Annotated in this window: 12 protein-coding genes; all 12 read right to left on the reverse strand. The window is 67.8% G+C overall.

The window, feature by feature from the left end; translation table 11 throughout:
* A partial coding sequence (locus ROR02_RS17595; RefSeq protein ID WP_147164831.1) for a BrnT family toxin occupies positions 1-146 on the reverse strand: 146 nt, incomplete at its 3' end.
* An 88-nt stretch (positions 147-234) separates the two neighbouring features.
* Entirely contained in the window at positions 235-1941 is a 1707-nt protein-coding gene (locus ROR02_RS14865; protein ID WP_147164832.1) for a Na(+)/H(+) antiporter subunit D, read from the reverse strand.
* Positions 1931-2179 (reverse strand): hypothetical protein, encoded by a 249-nt coding sequence (locus ROR02_RS14870; RefSeq protein WP_147164833.1) that lies wholly within the window; start codon positions 2177-2179, stop codon positions 1931-1933. The genes ROR02_RS14865 and ROR02_RS14870 overlap by 11 nt, the downstream gene beginning before the upstream one ends.
* A gap of 11 nt (positions 2180-2190) precedes the next feature.
* Positions 2191-3681, reverse strand: a complete 1491-nt coding sequence (locus tag ROR02_RS14875; protein WP_147164834.1) for a proton-conducting transporter transmembrane domain-containing protein — start codon at positions 3679-3681, stop codon at positions 2191-2193.
* Entirely contained in the window at positions 3678-5177 is a 1500-nt protein-coding gene (locus ROR02_RS14880; RefSeq protein ID WP_147164835.1) for a monovalent cation/H+ antiporter subunit D family protein, read from the reverse strand. The genes ROR02_RS14875 and ROR02_RS14880 overlap by 4 nt, the downstream gene beginning before the upstream one ends.
* A complete protein-coding gene (locus tag ROR02_RS14885) occupies positions 5174-5572 on the reverse strand; it encodes a cation:proton antiporter subunit C (RefSeq protein ID WP_147164836.1) in 399 nt (132 codons plus the stop codon). The genes ROR02_RS14880 and ROR02_RS14885 overlap by 4 nt, the downstream gene beginning before the upstream one ends.
* On the reverse strand, positions 5569-5985 hold the full coding sequence (locus ROR02_RS14890) for a Na(+)/H(+) antiporter subunit B (RefSeq protein WP_147164837.1): 417 nt from the start codon (positions 5983-5985) through the stop codon (positions 5569-5571). Before ROR02_RS14890 ends, ROR02_RS14885 begins: the two co-directional genes overlap by 4 nt.
* Positions 5985-6575, reverse strand: a complete 591-nt coding sequence (locus ROR02_RS14895; protein WP_147164838.1) for a DUF4040 domain-containing protein — start codon at positions 6573-6575, stop codon at positions 5985-5987. The genes ROR02_RS14890 and ROR02_RS14895 overlap by 1 nt, the downstream gene beginning before the upstream one ends.
* Positions 6572-6955, reverse strand: a complete 384-nt coding sequence (mnhG, locus tag ROR02_RS14900) for a monovalent cation/H(+) antiporter subunit G (protein WP_147164839.1) — start codon at positions 6953-6955, stop codon at positions 6572-6574. Before mnhG ends, ROR02_RS14895 begins: the two co-directional genes overlap by 4 nt.
* Positions 6956-7016: 61 nt before the next feature.
* Complete coding sequence (locus ROR02_RS14905; RefSeq protein ID WP_147164840.1) at positions 7017-7307, reverse strand: monovalent cation/H+ antiporter complex subunit F; 291 nt, start codon at positions 7305-7307, stop codon at positions 7017-7019.
* A complete protein-coding gene (locus ROR02_RS14910; RefSeq protein ID WP_147164841.1) occupies positions 7307-7783 on the reverse strand; it encodes a Na+/H+ antiporter subunit E in 477 nt (158 codons plus the stop codon). The genes ROR02_RS14905 and ROR02_RS14910 overlap by 1 nt, the downstream gene beginning before the upstream one ends.
* 205 nt (positions 7784-7988) lie before the next feature.
* Positions 7989-10615 (reverse strand): tetratricopeptide repeat protein (locus ROR02_RS14915; protein WP_246135574.1); only part of this gene is annotated, 2627 nt, incomplete at its 5' end.

Here is a 10615-nt window from a genome sequence, read left to right on the forward strand (position 1 = left end):
CCGTTGGTATAACGAGTCTCGCCATAGGGGAAGCGGTCATCAAGCCGGGTGACGTGCGGTCCCGCGAAAACCTGTGGGGCATCGGCGAAATCAAGGCCTCGTTCAGCAAGTGTCCTGGCCTGCTTGGCCTTGTCCCAGGTTGTCATCTGTTTTTGTAGCTACAAAAACCATTCCTGTCAAGAAAGAGCGCCGGAGGGGACACGCCAAAAGCTCTTGTGTCTCCTCCGGCAGCGTTTACGGGGCGGGGCCCTGGTGGATGTAGGCGATCAGCAGGGCCGCGCCCAGAAGGACCAGGACCACGGTCACGGCCAGGCTGGTGGGCCAGGGCCGGCCCAGGAGGCCCAAGGGGCCGTGTAGCAGGCCCAGGCGGTGGGCGACGTTTTTGGCGCGCGCGAGACCCGGGGCGCCCACGGTTTCGCTCATCACGCGGCCCAGCGCCAGCGTGCCCTGGGCCAGGCGCACCAGGGGCCGGCGGTAGAACCAGTCGAAATCCAGGCTCAGGGTCCTGGTGCGCTGCAACTGGGGCAGCAGCACAAAGAAGGCGAGCCCGGCGAACAGCAGCAACTGAAGCTGGGCGACCACGTGCGAGCCGGTATAGGGCACGTAGGAAACGGGGAAGGGGAGCAGGGCATACAAGGGCTGCGGCCACACGCCGATCGCCACGCACAAGGTGGCGAGGAAAATCATGGCGCCTTGCATCGGCCAGGGCGGATCAGCCGGGCGCAGGCCCTGGTCGCGGTTGAAGAACACGAACCACGGGAACTTGATGCCGGCATGCAGGAAAACGCCGGCGCTGGCGGCTTCCAGGGCCAGCCAGACCCAGGCCATGCCCTGGTCGGCCGCGCCGGCCCCGATCATCGACTTGGAGACAAAGCCACTGGTGAGCGGAAAGGCCGAGATGGCCAGGGCGCCGATGGTCCCGCACACGGTGGTCAGCGGCATGGAATGGAAAAGGCCCCCCAGATCGGTGCACTTGCGCCGGCCGCCGGTCATCAGCAACACCGACCCCGCGCTCATCATCAGCAGGGCCTTGTACAAAATGTGCGCGAAGGCATGGGCGGCGGCGCCGTTCAGGGCAAGCGGCGTGCCAATGCCAATGCCGCACACCATGAACCCAACCTGATTGATGATCGAATACGACAAGATGCGCCGCATGTCGTTTTCGAGCAGCGCGTACAAGATGCCGTAAAACACCATGAAAAGCCCGATCCAGATCAGGGCCTCGGTGCCGGCGAAGGTTTTGAACAGCACGAGAACGGCGGTCTTGGTGGTGAAGGCGGACAGGAAGACCGAGCCGGAATACGAGGCTTCCGGGTAGGCATCGGGCAGCCACGCCGAGAAGGGCGGCGCGCCCGCGTTGAGCAGCAGGCCGCCCAGGATCAAAAGGCCGGGCAGCGTGCCGGGATCAAGCGAGGCCACGGCCAGCGATCCGCTCGCGGCCACATGCCCGACCAGGCCGGCCATCAGCACCGCGCCCCCCAGCAGGTGCATCAACACATAGCGCAACCCGGCCCGCGCCGCGCCCGGCTGGTCGGACGACCAGATGACCAGGGTCGAGGCCAGGGCCATGAGTTCCCAGAACACGAACAGACTGAGGAAATCACCGGCGAACGCGCATCCGACCGCCGATCCGGCGTAGACCAGGGCGGCGGAAAGCTCCAGCACGCGCGGCTGCTTCAAGGCGAACAGCCCGCCCGCGAAGCTCATGAGGGTAAAGACGGTGCCAAACAGGCGCGACACCGCGTCGGCCTTGACCGGCACCAGGCTGAGGTCAAGGAAGGAAAGGGTAAGGACAGCCCCGTCGGGCAGGCGCCACAGGGCGGCCAGGGTCAGCAAGGGCAGGCCCAGCAGCACGACCGGGCGCACGCGCGCGGGGATCAAGGGGAGCAGGAGCCCGCCCACGATCAAGATCAGGCCCGGCGGCAGGGACTCAATCGTCATAGTACGTGTCCTTGCGCTTCAAGAAGAGGCCCATGACCTTCGACACCGCGATCAGGACGACGCAGGCCAGGAAGCCGAACCAGGCCGGGAAGGCAAACCAGCCTTCGAACGCGAACGCAGGATGGTGCTCGACGAACGGTTCGACCAGCACCGTCACGGCGAGGGTGGCAAGCCCCACGATCCACAAGCGGCGGATGGTTTCAGGGCGGGTCAACCAGGGAGAAGAGGGCGCGGACATCAACACCTCCATCACGGCAGGCTGCGCGCGAGCGCGACCGGCAGATCAGGCCACACGAACAGCGCTCCCACCCCCAGGGTGCTGAGCCCCATGGCCAGCAGCAGCAAGAAAGGCGCCTCGCCCGTGCGCGACACCGCGCCGTGGGCGTGCGCGCCGTGGGCTTCGTGCGAGTCATCGTCGGGGGGGTCGGCGGAGGGCGGGCGGAACCAGGCGGCATGAACGATGGGCAGGAAATAGGCGGCGTTGAGCACGGTGGAGAGAATCAAAACCCCCACCGCGACCCAGGCCTGGGCGTCGAAGGCCCCGCCCAGCAGCAGCCATTTGGACACGAAGCCCGCCGTGGGCGGCACCCCGATCATGGAAAGCGCGGCGATGCTGAAGAAGGCCATGGTCCAGGGCAGGCGCCGGCCCAGGCCGTTCATCTGGCTGACCCGGGTCATGCCGGTGGCGGTGGTGATGGCCCCGGCGGCGAAGAACAAGGTGATCTTGGCGAAGGCATGGGCCACGAGATGGACGGCGGCGCCGGTCAGGGCCGCCGGCACGAACAAGGAGGCGCCCAACACGATGTAGGCCAGCTGGCTGATGGTGGAATAGGCCAGCCGGGCCTTCAGGTTATCCTGGCGCCAGGCAATCAGCGAGGCGGCGATCACCGAGAACCCGGCCACGTACATCAGCCAGTGGGCGGCGGGGGTGTTGGCCAGAAGGTCGGGGCCGAAGGTGTAGACAATGACCTTGAGCACGGTGAAGACACCGGCCTTGACCACGGCCACGGCATGGAGCAACGCCGAAACCGGGGCCGGCGCGACCATGGCGGCGGGCAGCCAGCGGTGCACGGGCATCAAGGCGGCCTTGCCGATGCCAAACACGAACAAGCCCAGGAGCACGGCCAGCGCCGGGCCCTCGATCACGCCATTGAGCAGGCCACCGGGCACGAAATCCAGGCGTCCGGTCAGGCTGAACACCCATACGATGCCCAGCAGGAACAGGCCGATCGAGGTGGAAAGCAGAATTCCCAGGTACACCCGCCCGGCCCGCACCGCCTCGGGCGAGCCGCCATGGGTGACCAGGGGATAGGTGGTCAAGGTCAGGGTTTCGTAGAACAAAAACAAGGTGAACAGGTTGTCGGCCAGGGCCACGCCCAGGGCGGCGCCAATGGCCAGCGCGAAGCAGGCATGGAAGCGCTTGGGGGCGGGCAGGGCGTTGGCGCGGACATAGCCAATGGCATAAAGGCTGGCCACCACCCACAAGATGGACGCGACCAGGGCGAAGATCAGCCCCAGGGGTTCGACGCTCAAGGTGATGTCGATGCCCGGCATGACCGTGGCCAGGGTCACGGCCGGGCGCTCGCCCGCCAGCACCGGGCTGATCAGGGGCAGAACCTGGGCCAGGGTGGCCAGCGCGATCAGGAGCAAGGTGAGATCGCGGGTAAACGGCCGGCGGGCCAGGGCGATGAGGACGGCGCCCAGAAGAGGGGTCGCGACGATCCAGGCAAGGACGCTCATGGGGTGGCTCCCCCCAGAAGGGCGGTACTGGCGGCCCGGGCGAGGCCCAGGGTCGGGGCGGTGTAAACCCCGAACACGAGGTTGGCGACGCCAACGACCCCGAGCGGCACCAGCATGGAAAGGGGTATCTCGGGCACGCGCGCGGCCTGGGCCGGGGCGGGCCGCAGCCAGGCGACTTCAACCACCCGCCACACGTAGGCGAGCGTGAGCAGCGAGCCGGCGCCGATGAGCACGGCCACCCCCCAGCGGTCTTGTTCCAAGGCGGCCAGCAGCAAGGTCCACTTGCCGATGAAGCCGGCGGTGCCGGGAATGCCGACCAGGGACAGCGCGCCCAGCAGGAAGGCGCCCATGGTCAGGGGCAAGCGGCGCCCGGCCCCGGCCAGATCCTCCAGCCGGACCGAGCCCAGGCGCATCAGCACGCCGCCCAGGGCCAGGAACACGGTGGCCTTCAAAACGGCGTGGTTGATCAGGTGAACCAGGGAGCCGGTGACGCTGGTCGGCGTGAGCAAGGCGGCGCCCGCGACCATGAGCCCGATCTGGGCCACCGAGGAATAGGCCAGCATGCGCTTGAGGTCGGTTTGCAAGAAGGCGGACACCGACGCCGAGATCATGCCCGTGAGGCCCAAAATCAGGGCCATGCCTTCCACCGTGACCGGGTGGGGCAGGTGCAGGGCGGAAAACGAGGGGGCCAGAACGGTGAAGGCAAGGCGCAGCAACACATACAAGGCCACCTTGGTGCCGGTCGCGGCCATGAAGGCGGACACCACGCTGGGGGCGTGGGTGTAGGCCCCGGGCAGCCACTTGTGCAGCGGGAACAAGGCCAGCTTGATCGACAGGCCCACCACCACGAACCCGGCCCCGACCAGCAAGGTTCGGGGGTTGTCGGCGTTGACCAGGTGCTGGGCCAGGTCGACCATGTTGAGGGTGCCGGTGATCATGTACAAAAGGCCAAGGCCGATGACGTAGAACGTGGCGCCAACGGTGCCCAGGACCAGGTAAACGTAGGCGGCGCGCAAGGCCGAGCGCCCGCGCCCGAGGGAAACCAGCGTGTAGGTGGACAGGCTGGAGATTTCCAGGAAAACAAACAGGTTGAAGGCGTCGCCGGTGGTGCACATGCCCAGGAGGCCGGCGAGGTTGAGCAAGAACAGGGTATAGAACAGGCCCTGGCGGTCGGCCGGGATTTCGTGGCGCACGCTGGCCGGGGCGTACAGCAAGACCACCACGGCGATGGCCGACACCAAGGAGAGCATCAGGCCGGACAGGGCGTCCAGGCGCAGCTCGATCCCCCAGGGCGGTTCCCAGCCGCCGACGTGATAGGAAATCACGCCGGTATCGAGAATCTGGCCCAGCAAGGTGAGCGCGATGGCCAGACAGGCGCCGGCCACGGCCAGGGCCCACACGGCGCACAGGCGCGGGCGCCCCAGCAGCAGGCACACGGGGCCGGCCATCAGCGGCAAAACCATCTGAAGGGGGGGGAGATGGGCGAGCAGGGTCATGGGGTGTCTCCGGCGGAGGTCCGGCCGGCGGGGAAATCCTCGTGATCCAGGGCCAGCAGCTCGTCTTCCTCGATGGTGCCGTAGGCCTCGCGGATGCGCACCACCAAGGCCAGGCCCAAGGCGGTGGTCGCGATGCCGACCACGATGGCGGTCAGGATCAAAACGCTGGGCAGGGGATTCGTGTACACGGTGAAGCGGTCGCTCAAGATGGGCGCGGTGCCGCCATCCACCACGCCCATGGAAATATAAAGCATGAAAACGGAGGTCTGAAAGATGTTGAGGCCCACCAGTTTCTTGATCAGGTTGCCCCGGGCAATCACGGTGTAAAAGCCGATCATCATCAAAAGGATGAAGATCCAGTAGTTATAGAGTCCGCCTGCTGTTTCCCAGGTCATCGGCCGCGTCCCGCGAAGCAGAAGAACAAGGTGGTCATGATCGACGAAACCGTCAGGCCCACCCCCAGTTCCACCAGGAAAATCCCCAGATGCTGGCCGTGGTGGGGCTCGTGGGCCAGCACGTTGTAATCCAGGTACGATCCGCCCAGAAGCAGCCCGGCCACGCCGGTGCCGGCGTAGATCAGCACGCCCAGGGCGGCGAGAGGCAGCAAAAGGCCCGGGGGAACGGCGCGCCGGGCGCGCTCCAGGCCGAAAAGCAGCGCGTACAGGATGAAGCCAACCGCGAAAATGACCCCGGCCTGGAAGCCGCCGCCCGGGCCGAGGTCGCCATGGAACTGGACGTACAAGGCGAACAGCATCAAGGGCGGCGTGAGGATCTTGGCGCCGATGCGCGCGATGGGACGGTTTTGCATCAGGAGGCTCCGGCGTCGGGAGAAGCATCACGGGGCGGACGGGCGGCCGGGCGCCGGCGCCGGGCCAGCAGCACCACCACCGAGAGGCCGGCCGTGAAAATCACGGTGGTCTCGCCCAAGGTGTCGAAGCCGCGATAGCTGGCCAGCACGCTGGTGACAATGTTGGGCGGTCCGACCTCGGTGCCGCTCTCCTCGATGTAGCGGTCGGCCACGTGATGGTGAATGGGGGCGGTGGGGTCGCCGTAATGGGGGAGATCCAGCGTTCCCCACATCAGCAGCGCCCCGAACACGACAACGGTGGCCAGCGCGGGCAGATCCCAGATGGTGCGGCGTTTTTCCCGCGCGCCGGTCAGGGCGAGAGTGCCCAGGAACAGCACGGTCGAAATGCCCGCCCCCACCGAAGCCTCGGTGAAGGCCACGTCGACGGCGTCCATCAAGGTGAACAGGCCGGCGGAAAGCAGGCTGAAAATGCCCGAGAGCATGACCACGGCGAACAGCGAGCGCTGGTGCAGCATCATGAGGCCGGTGGCGGCCAGGAACGCGAGCAGGCCGATATCGATCAGGTGTTCCGTGAGGATCGAGCCGATCATGAATCGTGTCCCAGCAGGTCGGGGGGCAGGGGGGAGGTTTGCCCCAGGGGGCCGGGGAATTTGCCCCGGGCCCGGTCGTGGGTCAGACGCGGGGGCTCGCCCCTCATCATGGCGGCGCCGGCCAGGGCATGGGTGGAAATGGGCCCGGTCAGGCACAAGAACACAAAGATGATGCCCAGCTTCACGGCGACCAGGGTGGGCCCGGCCTGGATCATCAGGCCCAGGGTGATCAGGCCCGCGCCCATGGTGTCCACCAGGCTTGCCGCGTGCATGCGGGTGTAGAGGTCGGGCATGCGCAAGACACCGATGGCGCCAAGAATGAGGAAGGCGCCTCCGCCCATCAGGGCAAGCCAGCTGGCTGTCTGGGTGACAAGATCCATGGAAGGCCTCGGAAAAACAGGAGGGCAAGGCGATCCCCGGGGACCCCCCGCCCGCATCGGGTCAGGAGGAGGGTGGGTCGTCGGCGTCGGACCGGGGCCCGGCCAGCGAGCCGTAGGCGTGGAATTTCAAGACGGCAAGCGTGCCCACGAAATTGAGCAGGGCATAAACCATCGCGATATCCAGGAAATCCGGCCGGCCGGTCAGGAAGCCCAGGACGCCGATCAGCAAGACCGTTTTGGTGCCCATCATGTTGACGGCCAGAATGCGGTCGTAGACCGACGGCCCGAGGGCGGCGCGGACCAGGGCCAGGGCCATGCCCACCAGGATGGCGGCGGCGGCGGCGATGAACATCACGGGCCCTCCACGGCGCGCACCCGGCGGTCCATGGCGCCGGCTTCCAGGTCGTCGATGCCCCCGGCTTCCAGGGCGTGGACCAAGATGGCGTCGGGGCCCACGTCCACGGAAATGGTGCCCGGGGTCAGGGTAATGGAGTTGGCGTAGAGCATGCGCCCGAAGTCGGTTTTCTGGGAGCAGGGCACCACGGCCAAGGTGGGCGAGATCGCGCGGGGACCGGCCAGGATGGCGCGGGCCACGGCAAGATTGGCCAGGACCACCTGCCAGGCGAGCCAGGGCAGATAGGCGAGGATCCGGGGCAGGCGGCCCAGGGGCACGCCTTCGTCGTCGATGAGGTGAAGCCGGGCGGCCAGGGCGGCAACGGCAATCGCGGACAAGGCGCCCAAGCCGACCAGCAGGGGATCGTCCCAATAGCCGGAAAGAAGCAGCCATAATGCGTATAGACCGGTGCCCAGCGCGATCGCCTTTGTCACGGCCGTTCTCCTTGTGCCGGGTCGGTCCTGGGGCGTGGCGGCAAGCGAGAGACTATAGGCCCGGCGTCAACCTCAAGACAACTGCCCGACGGTTGTGTTCCGGCCCGGGTCCGCCGCCTGTTGTTTGACCGCCGGGGTGGCAAGACGAAGCCAGGGAACGAGACTGGTTCGGGTTTCCTCCGCCATCCCGGGGAAAACAAGGTCCTTAGTTGAGGGAGCTCAGGGATTCGTTCTTCAGTCGCTCCCGGTAGCTGGCCAGGAAGGACCGGAAATTGTCCGCCTGGGCCACCTTTTCGTTGATCGACCGGTAGTCGGCCAGGCCGCGTTCGCCGGGGCTGGTGATCAGGTCGAAGGCATCGTGAACCGACGTTCCCTTGAGCCCGTCCAGATAGCGCCGGCGCAGCAAGGCGGCCTGCGGCTCGTCGGAGGCCAGGGTCAGCGCGGTGGCCCAGTCGAGCACGCGCGACGCGTCTTCCTCGGAAAGGGTCTGGCCACGCTCGGGCGGGGGGACCAGGCGGCTGATGGCGCGGGCGGCCTCGGGCCAGTTCTGGGCCTTCCAGTAGATTTCGGCCCGCAGTTTCAGGGCATCGCGGCTGTTGTCGCCCTCAAGGCGGGCGATGGCGTCGTTGGGCTTGCCCAGGTCGGCGAGGGCGCGCGCCCCCAGGTGCAGGCGCTGCGCGGCCAGGGCGTCGGGGAGGGTGCCGCCGTCGGTGGCGTTCAAGGTGTTGAGGGCCTGATCGGGCTGGTTGTTGAGCAGCCGCACCAGGGCCAGCCGCGCGCCGACGCGGGCGCGTTCCTCGCCCGGGGTCTTGAGGCGGGTTTGCACCTGGCGATCAAGCAAGGCGGCGGCCTGTTCCAGCAGATCCACCTTGACCAGGCGGTCGGCCAGGCGGCGGATCATCTCGTCGCCCTTGTCGCCGGCCGGGGTCAGCTCGCGGAATTCGTCGTACAGGGCAATGGCGGTGATCGGCGACAGGGCATCGGCGCCGCCCTTCAGGTACAGATCCTCGAACAGGCGGGACATCTGGTCGGTGATTTCGGCCGTTTCCGGACGGTCGGGGAAATAGGTGGCCGCCATTTTCAGCATGCGCAAGGCGGCGCCGGGATCGCGGTTTTCCTGGTGGAGATCGGCCAGGCGGCGCAGGATCGAGAACTCGAAATCATCGCCGCGCCACGAAAAGCGCAGGTGTTCCAGGCCGTTGATCAGATCGGGCACCGTGATGCGGTCAAGCTGGCGTTCCAGTTCCAGGCGGCGACGCTGGGCAAAGGGCGACCACTTGGGCGAATGGAGATCCTCCGCCTTGTGATAGGCATCAAGCGCGGCATCAAAGGCGCCCCGGGTTTCTTGCAGCATGCCGTCCAGGTAGGCCAGCTGGGCTTCCTGGTGCATGGTGTTGGACGGCACGGTGGCCGCTTCCAGGAAGTTGTGCGCCGACAGGTCGTTGGCGGCGGCGATGGCGCTTTCGGCCGCGACCAGGGCCAAGGGTACCTTCAGGCTGTCGGGATACTCGCCCAGCACCGATGACGTGGCGTCCAAGGTGGCGGCCTGCACCTCGGGATTGCCCAGGCGGGCCTGGGCGGCGGCGCGCCAGAAGGCGGCTTCGTCGACGTCGGCCAGGGACGGATGCGCGAGGTCTTCCACGGCTTCCGGGTAGCGCCCCATCAGGAATTCGCTGGCGCCGCGCAGGGCCCGGAACGCGGGGCGGTTTTCAAACGAGGCATCGCCCGACAGGGAAATGGTGCGCAAGATGCCCAGGGTTTCGGCGGCGTAGCCATTCGCGAACATGAAACGGGCCAGCTCCAGGCGGGCTTCGTTGCGCCGGCTGTCGGGCGAGAGCGAGACCGCTTCCATCATGGCGTCGCGGCGGCTGGTGAAGGGTTCGTCGGGATTGCCGCGCCAGCGCGGGATGTCGAAAATGGCGCCGCCGCCGGCTCCGCCCGAAAGGGCCTGCAGGCTTTGGGTGTCGCGCGACAGGCGAAGGCCGCCCTCGGCGGTGATCTCGATGCCCTGGCGGCTGGAGGTGACCTTGACGCCTTCGTTGACCGGCTCGATCAGCACGCCCTGGGCGGTGACCGGCAAGGTCGCGTCGGGGAAGGCCAGGGCGGGATAGATGCCGGCGCCGAGCGGCAGGACAGGGACGACGATCAGCGGATCGCCGACCTCGGGGTCCTGGAACTGCACGACGTTGCCGCCTTCGCTGACCGGCAGGTACAAGCGCGGTCCCACCGGCGAGCGCGGTTGCGGCGTGACCTGGATGGGGGTGCGCGGGCGCAGGGGCTGGCGTTGCAGATCCATGATCCACAACAGGCCCTCGCGGCGGAAACTGGGGTTGAAGGCGGGATCGACGATCAGGCGCACGGCCGTGACTCCGGGGCCGGCGTCGATCTGTTCCACGAATTTGACCGCGTCGCCGCCGGTGACCCGCAAGGCCCGGATGTCGGCTTGCTGGTAGCGGTCGAACACCACCCACATGTAGCCGGCGCGGCGGAAGGCGGCGGCGGCGGTGGGGCGGTCCCACGAAAACGACAGGGTGTAGAGTTCCTGGGAGGCGGTGCTGGCCGGCAGGGCCTCGGGCGGCGGCGCCTCGCGCAGGCGCTGTTCCACCCCGGGCACGGTGCCGCCGCCCGGAGAGGCGCCGAACACGGAAGGGGGCGCCGAAGCCGGCTGACGCGCGGGCGGGGGGGCGGTGCCCACGGGCGCGCCCACGCCTTCCCGGGCATCGCTCACGGCGCCGGGGCCAGGGCCAGGGGCGGCGGCGGCGCTGGCGGCCGGCGGCGGGGCGGCGGTGGGAACGCTGGCGCGCGGTGGCGGAACGTCGCCGGGGGCGGGGG

The organism is Pararhodospirillum oryzae (assembly GCF_007992075.1).
GTDB classification, from domain to species: Bacteria; Pseudomonadota; Alphaproteobacteria; order Rhodospirillales; family Rhodospirillaceae; genus Pararhodospirillum; species Pararhodospirillum oryzae.

Coding starts and splice junctions, on each gene's coding strand:
- ROR02_RS14865 (WP_147164832.1), bottom strand. CDS start 1,941: ATGACGATTGAGTCCCTGCCGCCGGGCCTGATCTTGATCGTGGGCGGG.
- ROR02_RS14870 (WP_147164833.1), bottom strand. CDS start 2,179: ATGTCCGCGCCCTCTTCTCCCTGGTTGACCCGCCCTGAAACCATCCGC.
- ROR02_RS14875 (WP_147164834.1), bottom strand. CDS start 3,681: ATGAGCGTCCTTGCCTGGATCGTCGCGACCCCTCTTCTGGGCGCCGTC.
- ROR02_RS14880 (WP_147164835.1), bottom strand. CDS start 5,177: ATGACCCTGCTCGCCCATCTCCCCCCCCTTCAGATGGTTTTGCCGCTG.
- ROR02_RS14885 (WP_147164836.1), bottom strand. CDS start 5,572: ATGACCTGGGAAACAGCAGGCGGACTCTATAACTACTGGATCTTCATC.
- ROR02_RS14890 (WP_147164837.1), bottom strand. CDS start 5,985: ATGCAAAACCGTCCCATCGCGCGCATCGGCGCCAAGATCCTCACGCCG.
- ROR02_RS14895 (WP_147164838.1), bottom strand. CDS start 6,575: ATGATCGGCTCGATCCTCACGGAACACCTGATCGATATCGGCCTGCTC.
- mnhG (WP_147164839.1), bottom strand. CDS start 6,955: ATGGATCTTGTCACCCAGACAGCCAGCTGGCTTGCCCTGATGGGCGGA.
- ROR02_RS14905 (WP_147164840.1), bottom strand. CDS start 7,307: ATGTTCATCGCCGCCGCCGCCGCCATCCTGGTGGGCATGGCCCTGGCC.